The organism is Streptomyces sp. NPDC041135 (assembly GCF_055592085.1).
The window spans coordinates 617,647-641,362 of the sequence record NZ_JBVIYZ010000002.1 but is presented as its reverse complement, the minus strand read 5'-3'; the positions used below and the strand labels follow the sequence as shown (position 1 = coordinate 641,362).

24 protein-coding genes are annotated in these 23,716 nt (G+C 72.1%); 9 read left to right on the top strand and 15 right to left on the bottom strand.

The annotated features are described in order from the left end of the window. Positions 1-35: 35 nt before the first annotated feature. Positions 36-998, top strand: a complete 963-nt coding sequence (locus tag ACZ6CZ_RS07105) for an LCP family protein (protein ID WP_469015916.1) — start codon at positions 36-38, stop codon at positions 996-998. A 222-nt stretch (positions 999-1,220) separates the two neighbouring features. Next, positions 1,221-2,732: a glycoside hydrolase family 71 protein gene (locus tag ACZ6CZ_RS07100; protein WP_469015913.1), complete on the top strand. Its 1,512-nt coding sequence runs from the start codon at positions 1,221-1,223 to the stop codon at positions 2,730-2,732. Positions 2,733-2,771: 39 nt separating this feature from the next. Here ACZ6CZ_RS07100 and ACZ6CZ_RS07095 read toward each other — a convergent pair whose 3' ends face one another. Both ACZ6CZ_RS07095 and ACZ6CZ_RS07090 read right to left on the bottom strand, forming a co-directional pair. Further along, on the bottom strand, positions 2,772-3,233 hold the full coding sequence (locus ACZ6CZ_RS07095) for a DUF4383 domain-containing protein (RefSeq protein WP_469015911.1): 462 nt from the start codon (positions 3,231-3,233) through the stop codon (positions 2,772-2,774). A gap of 144 nt (positions 3,234-3,377) precedes the next feature. Next, entirely contained in the window at positions 3,378-3,770 is a 393-nt protein-coding gene (locus tag ACZ6CZ_RS07090; protein WP_469015908.1) for a winged helix-turn-helix transcriptional regulator, read from the bottom strand. Positions 3,771-3,838: 68 nt separating this feature from the next. On the opposite strand from ACZ6CZ_RS07090, the gene ACZ6CZ_RS07085 reads away from it, so the two are divergent. Beyond that, positions 3,839-4,489 carry a nitroreductase family protein gene (locus ACZ6CZ_RS07085; RefSeq protein WP_469015906.1) on the top strand — a complete coding sequence of 217 codons (651 nt, stop codon included), beginning with the start codon at positions 3,839-3,841 and terminating at the stop codon, positions 4,487-4,489. A gap of 82 nt (positions 4,490-4,571) precedes the next feature. Further along, complete coding sequence (locus ACZ6CZ_RS07080; protein WP_469015904.1) at positions 4,572-4,817, top strand: DUF6332 family protein; 246 nt, start codon at positions 4,572-4,574, stop codon at positions 4,815-4,817. Positions 4,818-5,098: 281 nt separating this feature from the next. On the opposite strand, the gene ACZ6CZ_RS07075 is transcribed toward ACZ6CZ_RS07080, so the two are convergent. Further along, complete coding sequence (locus ACZ6CZ_RS07075; RefSeq protein ID WP_469015901.1) at positions 5,099-6,505, bottom strand: FAD-dependent oxidoreductase; 1,407 nt, start codon at positions 6,503-6,505, stop codon at positions 5,099-5,101. A 167-nt stretch (positions 6,506-6,672) separates the two neighbouring features. Here ACZ6CZ_RS07075 and ACZ6CZ_RS07070 point away from each other — a divergent pair, with 167 nt between their 5' ends. After that, entirely contained in the window at positions 6,673-7,047 is a 375-nt protein-coding gene (locus ACZ6CZ_RS07070; RefSeq protein WP_469015899.1) for an ArsR/SmtB family transcription factor, read from the top strand. Positions 7,048-7,092: 45 nt separating this feature from the next. Next, positions 7,093-8,070, top strand: coding sequence for an L-threonylcarbamoyladenylate synthase (locus ACZ6CZ_RS07065; protein ID WP_469015896.1), 978 nt, complete (start codon positions 7,093-7,095; stop codon positions 8,068-8,070). Positions 8,071-8,205: 135 nt separating this feature from the next. Here ACZ6CZ_RS07065 and ACZ6CZ_RS07060 read toward each other — a convergent pair whose 3' ends face one another. The 8 genes from ACZ6CZ_RS07060 to ACZ6CZ_RS07025 all read right to left on the bottom strand — a co-directional run bounded on the left by ACZ6CZ_RS07060 (position 8,206) and on the right by ACZ6CZ_RS07025 (position 15,544). Beyond that, positions 8,206-8,847, bottom strand: a complete 642-nt coding sequence (locus ACZ6CZ_RS07060; protein WP_469015893.1) for a carbonic anhydrase — start codon at positions 8,845-8,847, stop codon at positions 8,206-8,208. A 188-nt stretch (positions 8,848-9,035) separates the two neighbouring features. Continuing rightward, entirely contained in the window at positions 9,036-9,701 is a 666-nt protein-coding gene (locus ACZ6CZ_RS07055) for a fasciclin domain-containing protein (protein ID WP_469015891.1), read from the bottom strand. A 152-nt stretch (positions 9,702-9,853) separates the two neighbouring features. Next, positions 9,854-11,539, bottom strand: coding sequence for a molybdopterin-dependent oxidoreductase (locus ACZ6CZ_RS07050; RefSeq protein WP_469015888.1), 1,686 nt, complete (start codon positions 11,537-11,539; stop codon positions 9,854-9,856). An 84-nt stretch (positions 11,540-11,623) separates the two neighbouring features. Continuing rightward, the gene (locus tag ACZ6CZ_RS07045) at positions 11,624-12,370 is read right to left on the bottom strand and encodes an anti-sigma factor (RefSeq protein ID WP_469015885.1); all 747 of its coding nucleotides are present in this window, start codon (positions 12,368-12,370) and stop codon (positions 11,624-11,626) included. Beyond that, positions 12,367-12,951 carry an ECF RNA polymerase sigma factor SigK gene (gene sigK, locus ACZ6CZ_RS07040; RefSeq protein WP_469015882.1) on the bottom strand — a complete coding sequence of 195 codons (585 nt, stop codon included), beginning with the start codon at positions 12,949-12,951 and terminating at the stop codon, positions 12,367-12,369. Before sigK ends, ACZ6CZ_RS07045 begins: the two co-directional genes overlap by 4 nt. Positions 12,952-13,149: 198 nt before the next feature. After that, positions 13,150-13,821 carry an alpha/beta fold hydrolase gene (locus ACZ6CZ_RS07035; RefSeq protein ID WP_469015880.1) on the bottom strand — a complete coding sequence of 224 codons (672 nt, stop codon included), beginning with the start codon at positions 13,819-13,821 and terminating at the stop codon, positions 13,150-13,152. A 36-nt stretch (positions 13,822-13,857) separates the two neighbouring features. After that, the gene (locus tag ACZ6CZ_RS07030) at positions 13,858-14,118 is read right to left on the bottom strand and encodes a hypothetical protein (protein ID WP_469015878.1); all 261 of its coding nucleotides are present in this window, start codon (positions 14,116-14,118) and stop codon (positions 13,858-13,860) included. Positions 14,119-14,206: 88 nt separating this feature from the next. Next, complete coding sequence (locus ACZ6CZ_RS07025; protein ID WP_469015875.1) at positions 14,207-15,544, bottom strand: aminotransferase-like domain-containing protein; 1,338 nt, start codon at positions 15,542-15,544, stop codon at positions 14,207-14,209. A gap of 91 nt (positions 15,545-15,635) precedes the next feature. On the opposite strand from ACZ6CZ_RS07025, the gene ACZ6CZ_RS07020 reads away from it, so the two are divergent. Next, positions 15,636-16,259: a DJ-1/PfpI family protein gene (locus ACZ6CZ_RS07020; RefSeq protein ID WP_469015873.1), complete on the top strand. Its 624-nt coding sequence runs from the start codon at positions 15,636-15,638 to the stop codon at positions 16,257-16,259. A gap of 169 nt (positions 16,260-16,428) precedes the next feature. Beyond that, positions 16,429-17,664 (top strand): epoxide hydrolase family protein, encoded by a 1,236-nt coding sequence (locus ACZ6CZ_RS07015; protein ID WP_469015871.1) that lies wholly within the window; start codon positions 16,429-16,431, stop codon positions 17,662-17,664. Positions 17,665-17,712: 48 nt separating this feature from the next. On the opposite strand, the gene gap is transcribed toward ACZ6CZ_RS07015, so the two are convergent. The 4 genes from gap to ACZ6CZ_RS06995 form a co-directional block, all read right to left on the bottom strand. Continuing rightward, positions 17,713-18,711, bottom strand: coding sequence for a type I glyceraldehyde-3-phosphate dehydrogenase (gene gap, locus ACZ6CZ_RS07010; RefSeq protein ID WP_469015868.1), 999 nt, complete (start codon positions 18,709-18,711; stop codon positions 17,713-17,715). A gap of 106 nt (positions 18,712-18,817) precedes the next feature. Beyond that, complete coding sequence (locus ACZ6CZ_RS07005) at positions 18,818-19,774, bottom strand: GlxA family transcriptional regulator (RefSeq protein WP_469015866.1); 957 nt, start codon at positions 19,772-19,774, stop codon at positions 18,818-18,820. A gap of 106 nt (positions 19,775-19,880) precedes the next feature. Beyond that, positions 19,881-22,211: an Orn/Lys/Arg family decarboxylase gene (locus tag ACZ6CZ_RS07000; protein ID WP_469015863.1), complete on the bottom strand. Its 2,331-nt coding sequence runs from the start codon at positions 22,209-22,211 to the stop codon at positions 19,881-19,883. A gap of 207 nt (positions 22,212-22,418) precedes the next feature. Continuing rightward, positions 22,419-22,811 (bottom strand): winged helix-turn-helix transcriptional regulator, encoded by a 393-nt coding sequence (locus ACZ6CZ_RS06995; protein WP_469015861.1) that lies wholly within the window; start codon positions 22,809-22,811, stop codon positions 22,419-22,421. A 130-nt stretch (positions 22,812-22,941) separates the two neighbouring features. On the opposite strand from ACZ6CZ_RS06995, the gene ACZ6CZ_RS06990 reads away from it, so the two are divergent. Next, complete coding sequence (locus ACZ6CZ_RS06990) at positions 22,942-23,592, top strand: FMN-dependent NADH-azoreductase (RefSeq protein ID WP_469015858.1); 651 nt, start codon at positions 22,942-22,944, stop codon at positions 23,590-23,592. Positions 23,593-23,716 lie beyond the last annotated feature (124 nt).

The window sequence follows — 23,716 nt, the reverse complement described above, 5'->3', positions numbered from 1 at the left end:
CCCGGCCGGCCCGCCGCAGGAGCCGCGCGCGACGCGTGTTGCTCGGGGCCCTCGTCCTGCTCGTCGTGGGCCTGCTGCTGGCGGGCGGCACCACCTGGTGGGCCGTCCACCACTACACCGCGAGGGTCGACCGGATCTCCGGCGTCTTCCCGACCAAGGTTCCCTCCGCGGCGCAGCCCGGCCCGTCCGCCGGCGGCCAGACCTTCCTCCTCGTCGGCGTGGACAGCCGTTCCGCCCTGCCCACCACCGGCCGGGACGCCAAGGCACCGGAATGGAAGTACGGCGCCCAGCGCAGCGACACGATGATGCTGGTCCACCTGCCGGCCGGCCACTCCGGCGCCTACGTCGTCTCGCTCCCCCGCGACGCCTGGGTGGACATCCCCGGCCACGGCAAGGCCAAGCTCAACGCGGCCTTCTCCTGGGGCGGTCCCCCGCTGCTCATCGACACCGTGCAGCGGCTGACGAAGGTGCGCGTCGATCACCTGGCCGTGATCGACTGGGACGGCTTCAAGAAGCTCACCGACTCCGTGGGCGGCGTGAACCTCGTCGTGGACGGCGCGAGCCGCCACATGAACGGCACGCAGGCCCTGACGTACGTGCGCGAGCGGCACCACCTGCCCCGGGGCGACTTCGACCGCACCCACCGGCAGCAGTACTTCCTGCGCACGCTGATGGCGAAGGTCCTGCGCCCGTCCACCTTCTCCAACCCTCTCAAGGCCACCACCGTGCTCGACGACCTCACCGCCGCCGTGAGCGTCGACGACCGGCTCGGCGACGGTGACCTGCGTGCCCTGCTGTGGGACAACAGGAAGGTCCGCCCCGGGAACATGGTGTTCATGAACGCCCCCGCCAAGGGCACCGGCACCATCTCGGGCCAGTCGGTCGTCCTGCTGGACCGCGGCGCCGGCGCCGATCTGTGGCGGGCCATGCGGGACGACGCCGTGGACGTCTACCTCCAGTCCCACCAGGCGGACCGGCTCGGCGCGACGACCCCCTGACGCTCCCGCACCCTCCGGGTGCACGGCCGAGCCTGTCCGGAAACCATCGCCGCGACTTGGCGGGAACCGGGTGTCACGGGATTCAGGGCTGGTCAACGTACCTCGGACCCCGCCGGGTCGGCGGCCGGTGCGCCCGGATCGGTGGCGGTCGCGCCGCCGACAGGCCACAATCCCCTACGGGTTCGTACGGGTTCGGATCGGCGGCGTCCCTGGAGGACACCCATGACAGACCACCAGGCTCGTCAGTCCCACCGGCATGCGCGGCCGTCGGGCCGCCGGCGGCGCACCCTGCTCGGGGCGCTGCTCGGGCTGGCGCTGATCGGACTGGTCGCGGGCACCGGGCTCGCCCTCGACCGGCAGCACTCCGCGACCCCGACCGCGCGGACGGACACGACAGCGCTCCCCTTCGACCTGCCGCCGGCCGACGTGCTCCGGCACAGCCCGAACATGGTCTTCGCGCACTACTTCACGCCGTACCCGCTCTCCCTCGACAACCGCCCCGCGAACGACGACTACTACGCCCGCAACTACCTCACGCCCCAGGGCGAACAGGGCAGACACGCGTCCTACGGCGGCCTGCTGCGCGACCGCCCCCTGCCGGTGCCTCCGAGCGCCGGTGACTGGCAACTCGCCAACCTGGAACAGGAGGTGAGGACCGCCCGGGACGCCGGGATCGACGGGTTCACCGTCGACGTCCTCTCCCTGACCGGCCCCAACCGCCGGCGCGTCGACCTGCTGCTGGAGGCGGCACGACGCGTGGACCCGGGCTTCCGCGTCGTGCTGATGCCGGACATGACCTCCCTGCACACCGACCCGCAGACGCTCGCCGACCAGCTCGCCCGGCTCGCCGCGTCCCCGTCCGCCTACCGGCTGGCCGACGGGCGGCTCGTGGTCTCCCCGTTCAAGGCCGAGGCGCAGGAGCCCGCCTGGTGGGGTCAGGTCCTCGCCGGACTCCGCGCACGCGGCGTCGCCACCGCGCTGGTCCCCGTCTTCCTCGACTTCCGCGCCCACGCGCAGCAGTTCGCGCCGATCAGTTACGCCTTCTCGTCCTGGGGCAACCGCAGCTACACCCAGCAGGACAACGTGCCAGGCGACATCCGGCTCGCGCACTCCCTGGGCAAGAAGTGGATGCAGGCCGTGTCCGTGCAGGACGCCCGGCCCAACCAGGGGATCTACGACGAGGCGGGCAACACCGCGACGCTGCGCGCCACCTGGGACCACGCGATCTCCGACGGCGCTGACTGGGTGCAGCTGACCACCTGGAACGACTACTCCGAGGGCAGCCAGTTCGCCCCGTCCCTGCACAACGGCCACACCTATCTGGACATCTCCTCCTACTACCTGACCCGGTTCAAGACCGGCGCCTGGCCGCAGATCGTGCGCGACACCGTATACGTCACCTCGCGGGTGCAGTTCGCGTCCGCGTCCGGCACGGCCCGGCAGACCCTGCTGATGCGGCCGCGCCCGGGCACCGCTCCCCCGCGCGACCAGGTGGAGGTGCTCACCTTCCTCACCGCCCCCGCCACGGTCGGCGTCCGCGTCGGCAGCGAGCCGCACACCTACTCGGCGCCCGTCGGCGCGCACGCCGAGGTCCTGCCCCTCGCGCCGGGCCTGACGGAAGCCGTGGTGCGCCGCGGGGGAACCACCACGGCCTCCGTCACCACCCGCTACCCGGCCCACCGCACCGCCACCGTCCAGGATCTCCAGTACTACGGGGTCGGCAGCCGCCGATGAGGGCCGGGGACAGCCGGGTCGCGCGCCTCGCCCGGTGCCCTACCGGGCCGTCCGGGTGGAGGCGGCCCGGTTGGAGAGGAAGAAGCCCGCGGCGATCATGCCCAGGCCCAGGAAGAAGTGCAGCCAGTTGTCGGCGGTGTTGAGGGGGACGAAGTTGGCGCTGCTGTCGAGGTCGATGATCAGGCCGTACAGCCACAGGACCAGGTAGACGGCGCCGCCGATGATCAGGTAGTTGCGGGCGGTGCCGCTCGTGCGGGCCAGCGCCAGGCCGGCGATGCCGAACAGCAGGTGCACGATGTTGTGCAGCACGGAGATCTGGAAGACGCCCAGCAGCTTGGCGCCCGAATGGTGAGCGGCGAACTCCATGGCCCCGTAGTGGGTGGTGATCCCCGGGATGAAGCCGAGGATGCCGACGAGGAGGAAGACGGCACCGACGACAGCGGCTGCCATCTGCACGGGCGTACGGGCCGGCGCGGCGGCCCGGGTGGTCTGCGAGGTCATACCTGTCCCCTTGCGTCATGCCCCGCCCTGGTGCGGCCGGGGGCGTACTGCACCCGCAGTACCCCTGCCGGCGGAGGCGAGACCTCCGGGCGCACAACTCCTGCGGGGACATCCGGGTGGGTCCGCGGCGGCACCCCCCGGTGGCTACTCCCCCTGCGCGGTGAGCCGGGCCCGGGCGCGCTCGATCTCGTTGATGTGCGTCTCCGTCCACGTGCGCAGTGCGGCGATCGGCTCCGCGAGGCTGCGACCGAGGTCGGTGAGCCGGTAGGTGACCTTGGGCGGGATGACGGGATGGACGGTGCGGGTCACGAAACCGTCCGCTTCGAGGCCGCGCAGGGTCTGCGTGAGCATCTTCTGCGAGACACCTTCGATGCGGCGCGCCAGGTCGGTGTACCGCTGGGTGCCCTCCAGCAGGGCGTCCACGACCAGGATCGTCCACTTGCCGGAGATGTGGTCGAGGACCTGACGCGTCGGACACTTCGCGGAGTAGACGTCGGCCGGCAGCCCTGATGATTCCACCGTGGTCTTCATCGTCATGGGCGGAGAGTAACGCACAAAAAGGTGCTCTCTTCCGAAAAGAGAGCCACTCTCCGACAGTGAGTGGCATGACGCATCCCACCATGTCCGTCGCGGAAGCGATCCGCACGCGCCGCACCGTCCGCCACTACCGCCCCGACCCGGTCCCCGAGGCCGCGGTCGATGCGCTCCTCGACCTGGCCGTCGAGGCTCCCACCAGCTGGAATCTGCAGGACCGCTCCGTTGTCGTGGTGGCCGGCGAGGAGGGACGCCGCGGGCTGGCACGGGCGACGGGAGGCCAGCCCCAGCCCCGGGAGGCTCCGGTCGTCCTGGTCTTCGTCGCCGAACCGCAGGCCTGGCGTGCGGACCACAGCGACGTCTACGAGCAGGCGCGGCGCCGCGGAGCGTGGAACGACGAGTTCATCACCGCGTTCTCCTCCGCGTCGCGGTCGTTCCAGGAGGAACTCGGCCGGCGCGGCCTGCTCCGGGAGTACGCCGTCAAGGACGCCATGATCGCGGCGTCGTTCGTGATGCTGGCCGCCACGGAGCTGGGCCTGGCGACATCCCCTATGAACGGCTGGGACGAGGCCGAGGTCAAGAAGGTGATCGGCATCGAGGACCGCGACGACCTGGCCATCGCCCTGCTCCTGTCGATCGGCCGTCCGGCGGAGCACCGGCCGCACCCGGGACGCCGCGCCCCGGACCGCAACGTCTTCCGGGAGACGTACGGGGCTCGTTGAGACGTCCGCGACTCCGACCGAGGCCGCCCGACGCCGGCTGATCTGATGGACTGTCGGCCGGCCGGGGTGCGATTCTTCCGCCATGACGAAGACACGACGACGAACGCAGGCCGAACGTGACGCGGTGTCGGTCGAGATCGGCTATGCGCTGCTGAGCGCCTGCTTCCTCGGCGTCGTCGTATTCGCGACGATCGCCGGACCCACGGCCGTCTGGCCCCTCCCTTCTCACGTCGACACGCTTCTGCGGGCCGCCGGGGCGTGGACCGCCGGAGTCCTCGCGGCGATCCGTGTCGTACACGTCCTCTGGCGACACGAACAGCGCCGCTGACAGCGCTGAGGTCAGGTCAGTGAACAGGGCGAACGCCTGGTCGCCGGCGCCCTCGGCCGGCAGGAAGCACCCGTGGCGCATACCGCCGTGCCGGCCCACCAGCTCCGTCCGGCGGCGGGTCCTGAGGCTGCGACTGAAGCGGCGCGGCTGCCGCGCACGAGAGGACGGGTCGGAGCGAGCCGCGATTCGAACGACTGCGTCTTCCCACCCGCCCGGCTGACGGGGTTTCGATCGGTTCCCTGTTCCGGACGCGGCCCAGCCGCCTCGCATGCCGCGGTCGGTCACGAGGCGCGGCAGCCGCCGCCCGCCGGAGCTTTTTCGGCGGCCGCCCTTTCCGCGGTGGTGGTGCCGAGCTGGATGAGTTGCGGTGCGGGCGCGCAGCAGCCGTTGCCATCGGCCCCCTGTGCGTCGGCGGTGTCGAAGAGGCCGGCGCCTCCGCAGACCCCGGTCTCGGGCAGGGTGAGTTCGACGCGGTCGGCGGACTCGGTGTCGCCGGCGATCGCGGCGGCGACGGAGCGGACCTGCTCGTAGCCGGTCATCGCCAGGAAGGTCGGGGCGCGGCCGTAGGACTTCATGCCGACCAGGTACACGCCCTGCTCCGGGTGGGACAGTTCGCGGTGGCCGTGCGGGTAGACGGTGCCGCAGGAGTGCTGGTTGGGGTCGATCAGCGGCGCGAGTGCGACCGGCGCCTGGAGGCGTTCGTCCAGGCCCAGGCGCAGCTCGCCGAGGAAGGTGAGGTCGGGACGGAAGCCGGTCAGCACGATCACCTCGTCGACCGGGTCCAGGCGGCGCCCGTCCGCACCGGCCAGGACCAGGCGGCCGTCGGGGCCGCGTTCGATCGACTCGGTGCGGAAGCCGGTGACCGCGTCGGCGTGGTCGTCGTCGACTGCGGCCTTCGCCGCCAGGCCCAGGGCACCGCGCGCCGGGAGCTGGTCGGCGTCCTCGCCGCCGAAGGTGGAGCCCGAGATGCCGCGGCGCAGGATCCACACGCCCTTCGTCCCCGTACCGTCGTCGGACTCGGCGAGATCGGCGAGGTGGGCGAGAGCGGTGAACGCGGAGGCGCCGGAGCCGATCACGGCGGTGCGCTTGCCGGCGTACCGGGCGCGGACGGCTGGGTCCTTCAGGTCCGGGACGCGGTAGGTGATCCGGTCGGCGGCCGCACGCTCGCCCAGGGCGGCGAGGCCGCTGCCGCCGGCCGGGGACGGTGTGGCCCAGGTGCCGGAGGCGTCGATGACGGCGCGGGCGAGGACGCGTTCCTCACGGCCGTCGGCGTGGGCGATGTGCACGACGAAGGGCTGCTGCTCGCGGTCGGCGTCCACGACCCGGTCCCGGCCGGCGCGGGAGACGCCGGTGACGCGCGCTCCGGTGCGGACGCGGTCGCCGAGGACGCCGGCGAGCGGCTCCAGGTAGAGGTCGGCCCAGTCGGCGCCCGAAGGGTAGGTCGCCGGGTCGGGGCGCGTCCAGCCGGTGGGGGCGAGGAGCTTCTCGGCGGTGGGGTCGACGACCTCGCCCCAGGTGGAGAACAGCCGCACGTGCGCCCACTCCCGCACCGCGGCACCGGCCCTGGGCCCGGCTTCCAGGACCAGCGGTTCGAGGCCACGGTCGGTCAGGTGGGCGGCGGCGGCCAGACCGACGGGTCCGGCCCCGATCACGACGACGGGCAGCTGGGTGGTGGCGAGTGCGTTCACGGCGGCTCCTTGCGTGGTTCGACAGGCGGCGCGTGTTTCGACAGGTGTCGATGGCTTGCGCTATCCAGCATGGCGTCTGCTTTGATGAACGTCAACATAGACATCTGTCGAATCAGGTGGGCGTTGGCGGCTCCAGGGACTGGTTAGACGTGTGTCAACATAGACATATGTCGAATGCCAAGGCGCTGCCACTGCTCGAACCCGTCGGCGGCCAGGGTGCGGCGCCGTGCTGCCCGCCGCTGGCCGAGCGTCCGATGACGGCCGCGGAGGCCGAGACGGCCGCCCTGATGTTCAAGGCGCTCGGTGATCCGGTGCGGCTGCGGCTCTTCTCCGCCGTGGCCTCGCACGAGGGCGGGGAGGCCTGCGTGTGCGACATCTCCGACGTCGGAGTGTCCCAGCCGACCGTCTCGCACCACCTGAAGAAGCTGAGGGAAGCCGGCCTGCTCACCTCCGAGCGGCGCGGAACGTGGGTGTACTACCGCGTCGAACCGTCCGTGCTCGCCGCGATGGGCAAGCTGCTGACGCTGCCGTCCGGGGACTGACGGCATGGCCGTGGGCTCTCCCCGGGGGCACTTAGAATCGTGCGGGTGACGGCAAGAACCCGTGGAATCGAAGAGGCGGCCGGTGTGCTGCGCGCCGGTGGGCTGGTGGCCTTTCCCACCGAGACCGTCTACGGTCTCGGTGCCGACGCCGAGGACCCCAGCGCCGTATCGCGCATCTTCCAGGTCAAGGGGCGCCCGCCCTCCCACCCGCTGATCGTCCACCTCGGCGGTGCCGAGCAACTGGACGACTGGGTCGAGGACGTACCGGCGACGGCGCGTGTGCTGGCGGCGGCCTTCTGGCCGGGGCCGCTCACGCTGGTCCTGCGGCGTGGCCCCCGCGTGCCCCTCGAAGCGACGGGCGGCCTCGAGACGGTCGCCGTGCGGGTGCCCGACCATCCCGTGGCACTGGCGCTGTTGTCGGCCTTCGGCGGCGGGATCACGGCCCCCTCCGCCAACCGCTTCGGCTCGATCAGCCCCACGACGGCGGACCATGTGCGGACCGAGCTGGGTGATGCCGTCGACTTCGTGCTGGACGGCGGTTCCTGCGAGGTCGGCGTCGAGTCGACCATCGTCGACCTCACGGGCGACGCCCCGGGCATCCTCCGGCCCGGTGGGGTGACGCGCGAGGATCTGGAAGCGGTGCTGGGGCGCCCGTTCGCGGTTCCCTCGACGAGCCGGGTCAGGGTGCCGGGACAGCATCCGTCGCACTACGCGCCGCGGGCGCGGGTCGTCCTGGTCGAGCCCGAGAAGGTCGTCGCCGAGGCCGAGGCGGCACAGGATCTGGGGCACCGGGTGGGCGTCCTGCTGCCCGCTTCCGCCGCGGACGCCCCGGTGAAGGCCCACACCGTGGTGGGGGTACCCGCCTCCGCGGCCGCCTACGCGCGCGGCTTGTACGGCTTCCTGCGCGAACTGGACCGGCAGGGGTGCGACCTCATCATCGCCTCCTTGCCGGCGGAGGAGGGGCTGGGGCTGGCGATCGCCAACCGCCTGCGCCGCGCCGCGGGGCCCCGCTCCACCGACTGAGCTGCGCGGTGCCCGCCGTTCTTGCCCCGTCGTGGGTGACGGCCGTTCTTGCCCCGTCGTGGGTGACGGCCGTTCGTGCCCGTCGGACCTCGGGGCCACTCCCCCGCGCCGGCCCGGCGCGGGGGACGTGATCGGTCAGGACGCGGCGGCCGCCTGCGCGTCTAGGCCGCGGGCCGCGACCAGTTGCGCGCTGCCGTCGCTCAGGCGGTAGCACAGGCCCACCACGGCGGCCTGACCGGCGGCCACCCGGTCGGCGAGCACCCGGGAGCGGTCCAGCAGCAGGTCGACGGTGTGCTTTATGTGCTCGACGAGGATCTCGTCCGGCTCGACCTTTCCGGCGGCCCGCGCCGCCAGCACGCTGGGCGTCACCCGCTCGACGACGTCGCGGATGTATCCGGGCGGCGTGACGCCGTCCTCCAGCGCGGCGCGCGCCGCGCCGACCGCGCCGCACGAGTCGTGACCGAGGACCACGACCAGCGGGCAGCCCAGCACCTCCACGCCGTACTCGATGCTGCCCAGCACCTCCGAGCCGATGACGTGGCCGGCGGTGCGCACCACGAACAGGTCGCCCAGGCCGCGGTCGAAGATGATCTCTGCGGCGAGGCGGGAGTCGGAGCACCCGAACAGCACGGAGAAGGGCTGCTGGCCCGGTGCGATCTCGGTGCGGCGGGCGGCGTCCTGGTTCGGGTGGTCGGGGGTACCGGCGACGAAGCGCTGGTTACCGGCCAGCAGGAGTTCGAAGGCGTCGCGGGGCGACTGCGTCGTGATCTCGGTCATGGCAGCAGCTTACGAGGCAGGTCCAGCCGTCGCACCGCCTGGTCCTCACGCTCACCGTCGGGTCGCTCGGCTCCGGGTGCCGCCGACCGGGGTCTCGCCGGTCGGCGGCATCTCTCCCCGTGGGACGAACGCCATGACGAACGCCGATGCCGGGCGCCCGCGAGGCGCCCGGCATCGGCGTGCCGGCATCAGCTCTTCGGCATCAGGACCGTGTCGATGATGTAGACGTTCGCGTTGGCGGTCTTGACGTTGCCGCAGACGACCTTGGCGGAGTCGTTGACGGTGTAGGACTCACCGGAGCCCGAGGTGGTGAGCCTGGACTTCTCCAGGGTGTCGAAGGAGCCGTTCTCCAGGTCCTTCGGCGTCAGCTTCTGGCCGACGACGTGGTAGGTGAGGATCTTCGTCAACTGCGCCTTGTCGCCCAGGACCTTGTCCAGGGTGGACTTCGGGATCTTGGCGAAGGCGTCGTTGGTCGGGGCGAAGACGGTGATGTTCTGCGCGTTGTTGAGGGTGTCGACCAGGCCGGCCTTCTTGACCGCGCTCACGAGGGTGGAGAGCGCCGGGTTGTTGGAGGCGGCGGTGGCCACCGGGTCCTTGGCCATGCCGTCGAAGGAACCGGCGCCGTCCTTCGGCACGGCGGAACAGGCGGTGCCGAACGGCTGGTCCAGGCTGCTCGCGCCGCTGGTGGCGGTGCCGCCCATGTCCGCGTTGTCGGAAGTGGCGGCGGCGGACGCCTTGTCGGAGGAGTCGGACTTGGTGGAGTCGCCGCTGCTGTCGGAGCAGGCGGACAGGGCCAGGGGCAGCACGGCGGCCGCGGCGGCGGTGAGGGCGATGCGGCGCATGCGGTGGTTCACGGAGTTCTCCTGTTGATGAGGTGCAGCACTGGCTGCGCGGGTGCAGCGATCGCTGCGTGATGAGGGAAAAAAGGTCAGGTGGTTCCCGTGCGCCACGGGGCGACGGGCTTCGGCGGAGCGCCGGCGGTCAGTGGTCAGCGGGGCGGCGGGCTTCACTCGACGGTGACGACGACCGAGTGCCGGCCGTCCGCGCCGTCGGGGATGGTGCGGGTGCGCCCGTCCGGTTGCACGGTGCCGGTGCGGTCGGTGGCCCGCACGGTGAGGGTGTGGGTGCCGGGGGAGGCCTGCCACGGGAACGACCACTGCCGCCAGGTGTCGCGGGTGTCCTCCGCGGCCAGGCGTGCCTCCTGCCAGGGGCCGTCGTCGATGCGGATCTCGACCGTGTCGATGCCCCGGTGCTGGGCCCAGGCCACTCCGGCGACCATGAGCGTTCCCGCCCTGGGCCGGGCGAACGGCTTGGGGGTGTCGATCCGCGACTGCGTCTTGACGGGGGCCGTGCGTGCCCAGCCGCGCTTGACCCAGTAGGGGTCGTAGGTGTCGAAGGTGGTGAGTTCAAGATCCTTGATCCACTTGCAGGCGGACACGTAGCCGTACAGGCCGGGGACGATCATGCGGACGGGGAAGCCGTGGGCGAAGGGCAGCGGTTCGCCGTTCATCCCTACGGCGAGCAGCGCGTCACGGCCGTCCATGACGTCCTCGACCGGGCTGCCGATGGTCATGCCGTCGACGGAGCGGGCGACGAGCTGGTCGGCGCGGCCGCCCCTGGAGGGTGGTGTGACGCCGCAGTCGGCGAGCAGATCCGCCAGCCGGACGCCGGTCCAGCGGGCGTTGCCCACGTAGGGGCCGCCCACCTCGTTGGAGACGCAGGTGAGGGTGATGTCCCGCTCGATCAGTTCGCGCCGCAGCAGCGCGTCGAAGGAGAGGGTCAGCGGACGGCGTACGCCCTCGCCGTGGATGCGCAGCCGCCAGGTGGTGGCGTCCACCTTCGGTACCACCAGGGCGGTGTCGACCCGGTAGAAGTTCCCGGCCGGCGTGATGAAGGAGCTGACGCCGTCCACCCGCAGCCGCGCTCCCCGCGGTACCGGGGCGGCCGGTGAGCCTGGCAGCGGGAGAGTGAGGCGGGCCCGGGAGGCGACCGCGTCCCGGCTGGTGGAGCTGGTGAGCACGCGGCCCACGGCGCCCACGCCGGCCGATGCGGCGGCAGCGGTGGCCGCCGCGATGACGAAACCGCGCCGGTCCCAGTCCTCGCCGGCCGGCTGCCCCGTGCCTTCCCCGTCGCGCCGCGGTGTGAGCCGTCCGGCGAGGAGGTGGAGGAGCCCGGCTCCCGCGACCGCCCCTACGACGGAGGGCAGGGCGTCGGCGAGGCTCGTGGAGTCCGGGCGGCCGGTGGCCGCCGCCGCGCCGATCGCGCCGAAGAGCAGCACCCCCGCGGCGCCGGTCCTGCGGTGGCGGAGGGCCAGTACGCCCAGGGCCACCGCGAACAGGGCCAGTACGGCGAGGATGCCGAGCTGGAGCAGCGCCTTGTCGTGGGTGCCGAAGTGGCGGATCGCCCAGTCCTTCACGGCGGCCGGCGTGTGGTCGATCGCGGCGCCGCCGACCCCGACGACCGGACTGGCCTGCGGCCGTACCGCCGCCGTCACCAGCTCGGCGACGCCGAGCGCGGCGAAACCGGCCAGCAGACCGCTCAGCCCGCCGAGCCCGAGCCGTAGTGCTCGCCCGGACCGTCGCGGTTTCTCGATTCCCTTGCTCACACCGGTGATCCGGTGCCTGAGGGGGGCGCGGATTGGCCGGGAACCCGATCGAGTGGAGCATTTCTCCGGACCAATCCGCACCTTCATCGGCTACGGATCACTGAGTCGGCCACGGATCACTGGGCACGCCGGTCAGCGGCGCGCGTGTCCGCCGAACGGCCGCCACGTCGGTCACGTCTGGAGGGGCACCAGAGCCAGCGGCGCCGACGTGGGCCGGGGGGAGCCGCCGGTGGGTTCCACGGTGATCCCTACGGCTGAGGCCGTGTTCGCCGAGCCGGCCAGTACGACCGCCTGAGTGGCGCGGTGGGCGTCCATCAGGCCCGCGGGCCGCATGGTGCCGCCTTGGTCGTACCACAGCTGGTAGACCTTGCCCGGAGGCGGGGCGTCCATGCCGGCGGCCAGCAGGACCGCCTTGTCACGCACGTGCGAGACGACGACCGTGGCACTGCCTCCGCCCTCGAGACGCAGGCGACGTGCGACGGCGTCGGGGGCGCCCGCCACGGCGGCCAGTGCGTCGGTCTCCTGCCGGGCGTGCTCCGCCCGGGCGGCGGCGTCCTCGGCTCGCCGGTGCTCCAGGACGGCGCCGCCGCAGAGAGCGACCGCCGCCGCGAGGCAGGCGGCCAGTGCCAGGCGCGGAAGCCGTCGCAGCAGCCTGGCGGCCGGTGCGGGCAGCCCGGCGAGCGGCGGCGCCTGGCGGACCGTCGTGACCCGCCGCAGGACCTGCCGCCGCATCTCCGCGCTCGGCTCGATCGCGGCCGCCGCCGCCAGCTTGGCGACCACGCCCGCGAAGCCGGCCGTCTCCTCGGTGCAGGACGGGCATCCGGTCAGGTGCTGTTCGAACGCCGTGCGCTCCTCGTCGGGCAGGGCGTCCAGGGTGTACGCGCCGGTGAGGGTGTGCGGATCGGTGCGGACGGTCATGCGCTCACTCCCAGGCAGTCGCGCAGCCGGATCAGTCCGTCGCGCAGGCGGGTCTTGACCGTCCCCAGCGGAACGGACAGCTGGGCGGCCACCTCGCGGTAGGTGAGCCCCCGGTAGTAGGCGAGGGTGACGGACTGGCGCTGGAGTTCGGTGAGCGTACGCAGACAGCGGCGTACCTGCTCCCGCTCCAGGCGGTGCTCGACCTGCTCGCTCACCTCGTCGTACTCCGGCAGCCGCTCCAGCAGCGCCGCCTTGTGGTCCCTCGCCGCGGCCGCTTCCGACGAGCGCACCCGGTCGATGGCCCGGCGGTGGGCGAGGGTGAGGACCCAGTTCATGGCGGTGCCGCGTTCGGGCCGGTAGCGCGGTGCGGTGCGCCAGACCTCCACCAGCACCTCCTGGGCGACCTCCTCGGACTGCGCCACGTCACGCAGCACCGCTCGCACCACACCGAGCACAGGGGCGGCCACGGCGTCGTAGAGCAGCGCGAAGGCATCGGTGTCGCCGCAGGCCACGGATTGCAGCAGCGCTTGCGGATCCGGTTGCCGCACTGGATTGCGGCCGATGAATACAGGCTCTTCCACTACTGAGTCCGTCCCTGTCCACGAGGTTGTGACCGTCACTCTCCGCGAGCGCGGGACGTCGACAGCGGCTTACCCGTGAGGACGGCGCCAGGTCGACGCCCGGCACGTCGCTCAGGGAATCCGGTGCTGCGCCGTCGGCGGATTGGTCGGGCCGGGTAACGATCGGGTGCGGGGTCGAAGGGTTCTGGGCCGCCTGCTTCAGGCTGCTCGCGTCAGAATTCCGGCGACGGCTTCCGGGGCCTCACGCATGGCGTCGTGGCCGGTCGGGAGGTCGTGCACCTGCCAGTCCGGATCGGCCTGGAGCCGGGCGCGGAGCGCGGTGAAGGGGGTACGGTCCGGCCATCCCGAGCAGTGGACGAACTCCCGGCGCGGCACCCGGTCGACGGCACCGGTGAGCCGGACCGTCTGCAGGAACGAGGCGAGCGGATGGGGACGCAGCCGGGGATCACCGCCGGCGGGCGGAAGCACGGCGTAGCCGGTGCTCGCGGCCCCGGCGAGGAACGCCTGCCGGTAGCGCTCGGTGGTCGACGACCAGCACGACTCGCCGTTCCGCGGCACGTAGGCGTCGAGGTGCACGAGTCGTGAGACCCGGCCGCCGGCACGGTCGGCGGCCGCGGAGATCACTATCCCGGCGTAGCTGTGCCCGACCAGCGTCACACCGGTCAGGTGAGTGCGATCGAGAAGGCGCAGTACGTCGTCGGCGTGGGTGTCCAGGTTGGCCGCCGCCACCGTCGCGGCGTCGTCGCCGGGCCGCAGACCGGTCAGCGTCAGGGCGTGCACGGTGTGACCGGCGCGCTCCAGCAGCGGAACCACCGGGTCGAACGACCACGAGCCGTGCCAGCCGCCGGGCACGAGGACGAACGTCGCCATGGGCTTCTCCTCTCGAGCCGGGCTCGCAGCGCTCCGTCAGTCCTCGGACTGCTGCTCGTGCCGGTGCGTGCCGCGGGCCAGCTCCTGCAGCAGCTCGTGCTCGGTCTTCCCGGTGTCCCGGGCCATCTTGCGCAGCAGCAGCGCACAGAGGGCGGCCGCACCGTCCATGAGGGCCTCGTTCGCCGCGAGGTCCTCACGCCGCCGCTCGCTCACGTACGCCGTCAGCAACTCGTCCCCGGACACGTAGGCCGTCATGAACTCGATGCCGGTACGGAGACGGTCGTAGTCGTTGTTCATGAACCAAACGATCCCACACGAGCCGCCGCCCGCCGGAGCGCCGCCGCCATGGCCGTCACCCGCCTCCGTGTGGCGGGTCCAGGGGAGTTCACGTGTACGCGTCCTCGAGCGCGACGTGTCGCACTGTGCGCAGTGTCGAGCGGAGGCGGTGGAGGTCGGTCGAGCCGAGGGCGAGGCGGAGGGCCTGTGGTGGGTGCGTCGAGGTGGTGAAGGGTTCCGCCGTGCTGACCGAGATGTGCCGGCGGGCGAGGGCGGCGGTGAGGCGATCGGCGCGTGCGTCGTCGGGCAGCGGGAGCCAGGTGAAATAGGACGAGGGGTGGCTGACGAGGGGCAGGCCGGCGAGCTCCTGCCTGGCGATGTCCTGGCGGGCCCGGGCGTCGTCCCGTTTCCGTGCTTCCAGGTGGTCCACGGTGCCGTCCTCGAGCCAGCGGCAGACGATCGCGGTGGTGAGGGCCGGGGTGTTCCAGGTCGTTGCCCGGATGGCGCGTTCGAGGGCCGGCACCAGAGGCGGCGGGGCGACGACGAAGCCGACCCTGAGGCCGGTGGCGACGCTCTTGGACAGGCCTGACACGTAGACGGTGATGTCCGGTGCGGTCGCGGCCAGCGGTGGTGGCGGGTTCTCCACCAGGTAGGCGTAGGAGGCGTCTTCGACGATGAGGCAGCCGTGCTTGCGCGCGATCCCGGTCAGGCGGGCACGGTCGGTCGCGGGCATGACCCAGCCGAGCGGGTTGTGCAGCGTCGGCATGGTGTAGACGGCGCGCACCGGGCGGGTCGCGCACAGCGTGTCGAGGGCGTCGAGATCCGGCCCGTCGGCGGTCGTCGGTATGGGCTCCAGGTCCAGGTGGAAGGCTTGCGCGAGGACCTTGAATCCCGGGTAGGTGAGTGCGTCGACCGCTACGACGTCGCCGGCGTCGAGCGCGGCCATCAGGGTGATGGTCAGGCCGTGCTGCGCGCCGTTGACGATGAGGACCTGGTCCGCGTCCGGGGTGAGTCCGCGACGCCTCAGGTGCCGGGCGATCGACGCCCTGTCCTGTGGGCGTCCGCGGTGTGGCTGGTAGCACAGCAGCGAGTCGAGGTCGCCCGAGGTGGCGACCTCGCGCAGGGCCTGCCGCAGGAGATCGGCCTGTCCGGGCAGCGAGGGGTAGTTGAAGTTGAGGTCGACCGCGTCGGTGGCGACGACCTGCTGGTCGACGCCGTGACCGGCGGGCACGGCGATGTCGCGCACGAACGTGCCGCGGCCCTGCTCCCGGCTCACCAGCCCCATCGCCGCCAACTCGGCGTAGACCCGGGTCGCGGTCACCACGGCCATGCCCGCGCGGGCGGCGAGACTCCGGTGTGTCGGCAGCCGCGTGCCCGCGGCGAGCCGCCCGCTCCTGATGTCGGACGCGAGCGCGTCGACCAGCGTCTTGTACCGCGAGGCTGCCATGCGCGGAATTGTATCCATGACAATTCTTTGACTGTCCTGTTCACGGCTCCTTACCGTCAGGACCCACCAGCCAGTCGGAAGGACAGCCGCCGTGCACATCGCCATCCTCACCTTCGAGGGCTACAACGAACTCGACTCCCTGATCGCCCTCGGTGTGCTCAACCGCGTCAGGACCGACGGCTGGCGCGTCACCATCGCCACCCCCGGCCGCACGGTGACGTCGATGAACGGGGTGGTCATCGAGCAGATGTCCACGCTCGAGGAGGCGTGCGCCGCCGACGCCGTCATCGTCGGCAGCGGCATCGCCACCCGCGAGGTCGTCGAGGACCGGGCGATCATGAAGGTCCTGCGGGGCCTGGACCCCTCGCGTCAGCTCATCGCGGCGCAGTGCTCCGGCGCGCTCGTGCTGGCCAGGCTCGGCCTGCTCGGCGGCATCCCCGCCTGCACCGACCTGATCACCAGGCCATGGGTCGTCGCCGCGGGCGTGGAGGTGCTCGACCAGCCCTTCTACGCCCGGGGCAGCATCGCCACCGCCGGCGGCTGCCTGGCCTCGCACTACCTGGCCGCCTGGATCATCGCCCGCCTCCAGGGCGCCGAGGCCGCCGAGAACGCGCTGCACTATGTCGCCCCGGTCGGCGAGAAGGAGGAGTACGTCGAGCGCGCCTGGCGCAACATCAGCCCCTACCTGACGGCCCCCGCCCCGGCACTCGCCTGACCCGGCCGTGGTGTCCCGGGCGGCCGGACCGAGGCTGTCGTCGCAGGCAGGGCGCTGCGTAGGGTGGCGGGGTGTCAGGTGATCGCGAGCAGTGGCCGTCGGAACCCGGGTGGCGCCGCACCACCCGGCAGGCCGACGACGCCGCCCCTACCCGGTGAGGAAGCAGGACATGACCGCCCCGCACGCCTTCCCCCTGGAGCCCACCCCGATCCATGTGCCGGACGAGGTCCTCCACGACCTGCGGGCCCGTCTCGCGTCGACCCGGCCGCCACTGGACGAGGGGAACGAGGACTGGTCCTACGGGGTGCCGGACAGCTACCTCCGTGAGCTGATCGCCTACTGGCGGGACGGCTACGACTGGCGTGAGGCCGAGGCCGCCATGAACGCCTACGAGCACTACCGGGTGAGCGTCTCCGGAGTCCCGGTGCACTTCCTGCACAAGCCCGGCCGCGGTCCCCGACCGATCCCGTTGATCCTCACCCACGGCTGGCCGTGGACCTTCTGGCACTGGTCGAAGGTGATCGACCCGCTCGCCGACCCGGCCGCGTTCGGCGGTGACCCCGCCGACGCGTTCGACGTCATCGTGCCGTCCCTGCCCGGCTTCGGCTTCCCCGGCCCGCTCACCGGCTTCCCGGACGTCAACTTCTGGAAGGTCGCCGACCTCTGGCACACCCTGATGACCGAGACCCTGGGCCACGAGAAGTACGCGGCCGGGGGCTGTGACATCGGCGGGATCGTCTCCAGCCAGCTCGGCCACAAGTACGCTGACGCGCTGTACGGCATCCACATCGGCTCGGGGGTGCCGCTGGACTTCTTCACCGGCCCCCGCGCCTGGGACCTCGCCCGCAACCGGCCCCTCACCGACGACCAGCCCGCCGACGTCCGCGACCGGATCGTCGAACTGGACCACCGCTCGGCGTCCCACCTCGCCGTGCACATGCTCGACGGCGCCACCCTGGCCCACGGGCTGAGCGACTCCCCCGCCGGACTGCTCGCCTGGCTGCTGGAGCGCTGGCACGCCTGGAGCGACAACGGCGGCGACGTAGAGTCCGTCTTCACCAAGAACGACCTGCTCACCCACGCCACGATCTACTGGGTGAACAACTCCATCGCCACGTCGATGCGTTACTACGCCAACGCCAACCGCTATCCCTGGGTCCCCGCCCATGACCGCACCCCGGTCGTGCAGGCCCCGGTCGGCCTCACCTTCGTCACGTACGAGAACCCGCCCGGCATCCACACCGCCGAGGAGCGCGTCCGGGCGTTCGTGGCCGGGCCGCAGGCCGCCTGGTTCCACCACGTCAACGTCAACGCCCACGACCGCGGCGGCCACTTCATCCCCTGGGAGAACCCCGACGCCTGGGTGAGCGACCTGCGCCGCACCTTCCACGGCCGCAGGCCGTAGCGACGCGCGGCGCGGTCGCCGGCGGCGGGGTGCCGCCTCGGCTGCCGGTCAGCCGGTGGCGAGGAGTTCCAGCGTGTCGATCACACGGTTGGAGAAGCCCCATTCGTTGTCGTACCACGCGACCACCTTGATGTGGCGGCCGTCGACGCGGGTGAGGGCCGAGTCGAAGATGGACGACGCGGGATTGCCGGTGATGTCGGACGACACGAGCGGGTCCTCCGAATACTCCAGGATGCCGGCGAGCGGTCCCTCCGCGGCGGTGCGGTACGCCGCCAGCACGTCCTCGCGCGTCACGTCGCGCGCGACGGTCGTGTTGAGTTCGACGATCGAGCCCACCGGCACCGGCACGCGGATCGAGTCGCCCGACAGCTTGCCGTCGAGGTTGGGCAGCACCACGCCGATCGCCTTGGCGGCGCCGGTCGTGGTCGGCACGATGTTGACGCCGGCGGCCCGGGCGCGACGGGCGTCGCGGTGCGGACCGTCCTGGAGGTTCTGCTCCTGCGTGTAGGCGTGCACCGTCGTCATGAACCCGTGCTCGATACCGGCGAGTTCGTCGAGGACCGCGGCCAGCGGAGCGAGCGCGTTGGTGGTGCAGGAGGCGTTCGAGACGATGGTGTGCAGCTCGGCGTCGTAGGCGTCGGTGTTGACGCCGTAGGCGAGCGTGACGTCGGCGCCGTCCGACGGGGCGCTGACCAGTACCTTGCGCGCGCCGGCGTCGAGGTGGGCGCGGGCGGCCTTGGCCGAGGTGAAGCGGCCGGTGGCCTCCAGGACGATGTCGACGCCGAGGTCGGCCCACGGCAGCTGCGCCGGTTCGCGCTCGGCCAGCACGGTGATCCGGCGGCCGTCGACGACGAGGACGTCCCCGTCGACGGTCACCGGGCGCCCGAGCCGGCCGGCCGTGCTGTCGTAGGCGAGCAGCCGGGCGAGCGTGGCGGGCTCCGTCAGGTCGTTCACGGCGACGATCTCGAGGGCGCTGTCGCGCTCGAGCAGTGCGCGCAGCACGTTGCGTCCGATGCGGCCGAATCCGTTGATGGCGATGCGAGTCATGAATGGTGTCCCTTCCGTTCCCCACCAGGCTCGCTCGCGGCTCACGCCGCTGACAGTGGCGCGATCGCCATGGTTCGAAAGTATCTCGCCACGCGGTTGCGGGCGGTCATTCGCCCCGGGTGAAGGTGCGCCGGTACTCGCTGGGTGTGGTGCCGAGGATGCGCTGGAAGTGCAGGCGCAGGTTCGCGCCCGTGCCGAGCCCGACGTCGGCGGCGATCTGCTCGACGCCGCGCTCCGAGCGTTCGAGCAGTTCGCGGGCCAGGTCGATGCGGGCGCGCATCACCCACTGCATCGGGGTGTAGCCGGTCTCCTCGACGAAGCGCCGGGAGAAGGTGCGCGGCGAGACGCCGGCCTGCCGCGCCAGTACGTCCAGGGTGAGCGGCTCGCCGAGCCGGTGCAGCGCCCACTCCCGGGTGGTGCCGAAGCGCTCGCCGAGCGGCTCGGGGACGCTGCGCGGCACGTACTGGGCCTGGCCGCCGCTGCGGTAGGGGGCCGCGACCAGGCGCCGCGCCGCGTGGTTGGACGCGGCCACTCCGAGGTCGCCGCGCAGGATGTGCAGGCACAGGTCGATGCCGGAGGCGGCGCCGGCGGAGGTGAGCACGCTGCCCTCGTCGACGAAGAGCACGTTCTCGTCGACCCGGACGAGGGGATGCCTGGCCGCGAGGGCGCGTGTGTAGTGCCAGTGCGTCGTGGCGCGCCTGCCGTCGAGCAGGCCCGTGGCGGCGAGCGCGAAGGCTCCCGTGGAGATCGCGGCGAGCCGTGCGCCCCGGGCGTGGGCGGCGATCAGCGCGTCGACGACGGCCCTCGGCGGATCGTCGCGGTCCGGGTGCCGGTAGCCGGGGACGAACACGATGTCGGCCCACGCGAGGGCGTCGAGGCCGTGCTCGACGTAGTACGCGAGGCCGTCGCCGCCGGCCACGAGCCCGGGCGTCGCCCCGCACACCCGCACCTCGTACGGCATGCTGGCGCGCGTCGTGAAGACCTGTGCGGGAATCCCGACGTCGAGCGGCTTCGCACCCTCCAGGACGAGGACGGCGACACGATGCTGACGAGAGGCTGACACGGGAAGAGGTTACGCGGGGCCCGGCTCCATCAGCGGCTGAGCGGACGGCTGAGCAGACGGTACGGGTGTCCGGGCAGCGCCTGCTCAGCCGCGCGGTGCACGCCGCTCAGGAGCCGGGCCCGCGGAGGCACTCGATCCGGTAGTCCCCCGTCTCGGCGTCCACGGTCACGCCGTGGGCTTCGCTGTGGAAGCCCGGGAACCGCCTGTCGAAGGCCTCCAGTGCCCTGAGGTAGCGCAGCAGTGGGCCGTCCGGGGTGCCGACGCATTCGCCGGGCATCAGTACCGGAATGCCGGGCGGGGTCACGGTGACCATCGCGGCGGCGACCCGGCCGGCGGCCTCGGTGAGGGGCAGCCTCTCGGTGTTGCCGCGCACCAGCTGCCGGTAGCAGCGCTGGGGCGGCTCGACCGGTTCGGGCAGCTGCTGGAAGGCGGCGTCGAGCGCCTCCACCAGCTCGCTGCGGGTGAGGTGCTCGTGCATCTCCTGGCACAGGCCGCGCAGGCCGCCGTCGCCGTACCGGCGGGGGTGCTGCTCGACGAGGCGGGGCAGCACGCGTTCCAGCGGTGCGTCCGCGTCGTACAGGGACTTGAAGTCCATCAGGGCGTCCAGGAGCGTCCCCCACTTGCCCTTGGTGATGCCCATGGAGAACAGGATGAGCGTCGTGTAGCTGTCGACCTTCTCGACGACGATGCCGCGGTCGGCCAGGTACGCGGTCAGGACCCGCGCCGGAATCCCCCAGGGCGCCGTCCGCCCGGTCGCGTCCACGCCCGGGCAGGTCAGTGTGACCTTCACCGGGTCCAGCATGCAGTAGCCCTCGGTCAGTCCCGGGAATCCGTGCCAGTCGGCGCCGGGCTCGAGCTGCCAGCAGGACGGGTCCTCACGCAGCAGGTCGGCGGGGGCGTCGGCGAAGGGGACGCGCTCGCCGGTGCGGGGGTCGGTGACGGCGTCCGGCTGCCAGACGCCGAAGAACCAGCCGGGGCGGTCGCCGGCCTGGGCGACGCGGCGGGCGGTCCGCGCGACGGCCTGGCGGAAGCGGATCGCCTCGGTCACCGCCTCGTCGATCAGCCACTGCCCCTGCGGGCCGTCCATCATGGCGGCGGCCACGTCGAGGGAGGCGATGGCGGGGTAGAGCGGCGAGGTGGTGCCGTGCATCATGAACGCCTCGTTGAACCGCTCGTGTTCGACGGGCGCCCGCGGCGAGGCCTTGACGTGGACCATCGCGGTCTGCGACAGCGCGGCCAGCAGCTTGTGGGTGGACTGGGTGGAGAACACGGTGGGGCGGTCGGGCCCGGCGAAGGTGTCCGGTCCGACGGCCATCCCGAACCGGCCACGGTAGAGCGGGTGGAAGCGGGCGTAGGCGAACCAGGCCTCGTCGAAGTGCAGTCGCGGCGTGCTGGGCGCGAGGGCGTGGGCGGCCGCGACGGTGTCGTAACACAGGCCGTCGTACGTCGAGTTGGTGACGACGGCGTACTCGGCGCGGGGGGAGACGGCACCGGTGGTCAGCGGGTTCGCGGCGATGCGGTCGGCCACCGCCCGCGCGCCGATCGTCTCGGGCGGAAGGGGGCCGGCGAGGCCGTAGCCGTTTCGGGTCGGCACCAGGTACACGGGGCGGGCACCGGAGATGACCAGTCCGTGCAGCACGGACTTGTGGCAGTTGCGGTCGACGAGCGCGATCTCGTCGCCGGTGACGCAGTAGTGGCCCACCATGCGGTCGGCGGTCGAGTTGCCGTGCAGCACGAAGTACGTCCGGTCGGCGCCGAACACCCGCGCGGCGTTGCGCTCGGCGGCTCCGATGGGCCCGTTGTGCTCGAAGAGGGAGCCGAGGTCCCCGACCGAGATGGACAGGTCGCTGCGGAAGAGGCGCTCGCCGAAGTAGTCGAAGAAGGCCCGGCCGGTGGCGGACTTGAGGAAGGCCACGCCGCCGGAGTGGGCCGGGGTGTGCCAGGAGTACTCGTGTGCGTCGTCGAAGCGGCGCAGCGCCTTGAAGAAGGGCGGCAGGACGCTGTCGTTGTAGGCACGGGCGGCCGCGACGACCCGTCCGGCGATGAAGGAGGCGGTGTCCTCCAGCGGCCAGATGTAGCCGACCACGGCTTCCGAGACCCACAGCGGGAGCCGTTCGAGGTCGTGATCGGACTCGTCGTTCATGAGCAGGAAGACGGGGAGCCGTTCGAAGCGCCGCTGGAGCCGGCGCAGGACCTCGGCCCCGCCCGGGCTCTCAGCGTCGGTGCCGGTACCGCTCGGCAGGTCCCAGGCGACCACGGCGGCGGCCAGTCCGGCCTCCGTGTGCAGGACGGCGCGGGCTTCGGCGCCGCTGCCGGCCCAGCGCGGCTCCAGCCCCTTGTTCTCCAGCTCCTTGCCGATACGGCGCAGTTGCTCGGTACTGACACCCCCAGCCAGCGGATTCTCCCGTAATGCCAGCAGCACAGTACCTTGCACCATGAAACCGCCTTTGGTTCCGGAATGTCGGGCGACTGCGGCACAGTCTGGCTCCGGAGCGGGAGCGTCGGCGGGCTTTCGGCGTCGCTTCACTCCGGAGTGGCATCGACTTCCGGCCACCTCGCCCGGCGGGCGGTGTGCGGGCGTCCGGCCCCGCGGCTTTCCGGTTCCGGTTCCGGTTCCGGTACGGCGGGAGTGCCGGAGCGCCGGTCACACCTGCGCGTCGGCCGGGCGCTGCGGAAGCGTGCCGGGGCACGGCCCGGTGTCCGGCAGGTGGGTCTTCGCCCATGCCGCCAGCTCGCTGAGCGCGGGCTCCAGGGCGGCCCCGGCCTCGGTCAGCCGGTAGGCGACGCGCAGCGGCGGGCCCTCGTCGACCTCGCGCAGGACGAGCCCGGCGGCGCCCAGCTCTGCCAGCCGGTCGGACAGCATGCGCTCACTGATGCCGGGGATCGCCCGGCGCAGGTCGGCGAAGTGCACGGGCTGCTCCACCAGGACGGCCACGATCGGGCCGCTCCAGCGCTTTCCGAGCAGCTGGAAGACACGGGTGATGCCGTCGTCCACCCTCTTGCACGCCGCGCTGTCGTGATTCCGCTCCGCCGCCATGTGATCAGGATACTCCTTCGCCGTAGGTGGCTGAAAAAAAGTAAGCTCCTGTGTTAGACATAGTCGAGTACGAAACAGCGGCCGCTCCCCCGCCGGTGTCGGCCGCCCGTCCCTCCCCCTGGAGATCCACATGGCTACCCTGCTGCACATCGACTCCTCCGTGTTCCCGGGCGAGGCCTCCGCCTCGCGCGCCGTGACGGCGGCGTTCCGCACGCACTGGGAGGAGCAGCACCCGCAGGGCACGGTCGTCCACCACGACCTGGCGGTGCACCCCGTCCCGCACATCACCGCCGCGGGACACACCGCCGGCTTCGCCGACCCGGCCGCGCACACGCCCGAGCAGGCCGCCGCCTTCGCCGAGCGCATACGGCTCATCGAGGAGCTGGAGCAGGCCGACGCGGTGCTGATCGGCGCCCCGATGTACAACTACTCGATCCCCTCGACCCTCAAGGCCTGGCTGGACAACGTGATCCTCATGGGCCGCACCGCGGGCGAGTCCCCGTCCGCCAAGGGCACTCCGGTGACCGTCGTCGCCAGCCGGGGCGGCTCCTACGCGCCGGGCACCCCGCGCGAGCCGTACGAGTACGTGCAGAACTACCTCAAGGCCGTCCTCGGCGACGCCATGGGCCTGTCGGTGGACTTCATCGTCCCGGAGCTGACCATGGCCCCGCACGTACCCGCGATGGCCGAGCTGGTCCCGCTGTTCGAGGCCTCCCGCGACCGTGCCCTCGCGGAGGCGGCCGCGAAGGCGAAGCAGCTCGCGGAGCGCCTCCCGGCCTGAGCCGGCCCTGGGCCGGGGGGCCGCCCCAGCCATAGGGGGGAAGCAAGAAGGGAACTGGAGGAGAAAAGGAAGAGAAAAAGAAAAAAGAAAAGAAAGAGGAAAAGGAAAAAAAAAAAAAAAAAAA

Excerpts from the sequence above, each read along its gene's own strand:
- ACZ6CZ_RS07100 (WP_469015913.1), top strand. The coding sequence starts at position 1,221 with ATGACAGACCACCAGGCTCGTCAGTCCCACCGGCATGCGCGGCCGTCG.
- ACZ6CZ_RS07095 (WP_469015911.1), bottom strand. The coding sequence starts at position 3,233 with ATGACCTCGCAGACCACCCGGGCCGCCGCGCCGGCCCGTACGCCCGTG.
- ACZ6CZ_RS07090 (WP_469015908.1), bottom strand. The coding sequence starts at position 3,770 with ATGACGATGAAGACCACGGTGGAATCATCAGGGCTGCCGGCCGACGTC.
- ACZ6CZ_RS07085 (WP_469015906.1), top strand. The coding sequence starts at position 3,839 with ATGACGCATCCCACCATGTCCGTCGCGGAAGCGATCCGCACGCGCCGC.
- ACZ6CZ_RS07080 (WP_469015904.1), top strand. The coding sequence starts at position 4,572 with ATGACGAAGACACGACGACGAACGCAGGCCGAACGTGACGCGGTGTCG.
- ACZ6CZ_RS07070 (WP_469015899.1), top strand. The coding sequence starts at position 6,673 with ATGTCGAATGCCAAGGCGCTGCCACTGCTCGAACCCGTCGGCGGCCAG.
- ACZ6CZ_RS07060 (WP_469015893.1), bottom strand. The coding sequence starts at position 8,847 with ATGACCGAGATCACGACGCAGTCGCCCCGCGACGCCTTCGAACTCCTG.
- ACZ6CZ_RS07050 (WP_469015888.1), bottom strand. The coding sequence starts at position 11,539 with ATGAAGGTGCGGATTGGTCCGGAGAAATGCTCCACTCGATCGGGTTCC.
- ACZ6CZ_RS07045 (WP_469015885.1), bottom strand. The coding sequence starts at position 12,370 with ATGACCGTCCGCACCGATCCGCACACCCTCACCGGCGCGTACACCCTG.
- ACZ6CZ_RS07035 (WP_469015880.1), bottom strand. The coding sequence starts at position 13,821 with ATGGCGACGTTCGTCCTCGTGCCCGGCGGCTGGCACGGCTCGTGGTCG.
- ACZ6CZ_RS07030 (WP_469015878.1), bottom strand. The coding sequence starts at position 14,118 with ATGAACAACGACTACGACCGTCTCCGTACCGGCATCGAGTTCATGACG.
- ACZ6CZ_RS07025 (WP_469015875.1), bottom strand. The coding sequence starts at position 15,544 with ATGGCAGCCTCGCGGTACAAGACGCTGGTCGACGCGCTCGCGTCCGAC.
- ACZ6CZ_RS07015 (WP_469015871.1), top strand. The coding sequence starts at position 16,429 with ATGACCGCCCCGCACGCCTTCCCCCTGGAGCCCACCCCGATCCATGTG.
- gap (WP_469015868.1), bottom strand. The coding sequence starts at position 18,711 with ATGACTCGCATCGCCATCAACGGATTCGGCCGCATCGGACGCAACGTG.
- ACZ6CZ_RS07000 (WP_469015863.1), bottom strand. The coding sequence starts at position 22,211 with ATGGTGCAAGGTACTGTGCTGCTGGCATTACGGGAGAATCCGCTGGCT.
- ACZ6CZ_RS06995 (WP_469015861.1), bottom strand. The coding sequence starts at position 22,811 with ATGGCGGCGGAGCGGAATCACGACAGCGCGGCGTGCAAGAGGGTGGAC.
- ACZ6CZ_RS06990 (WP_469015858.1), top strand. The coding sequence starts at position 22,942 with ATGGCTACCCTGCTGCACATCGACTCCTCCGTGTTCCCGGGCGAGGCC.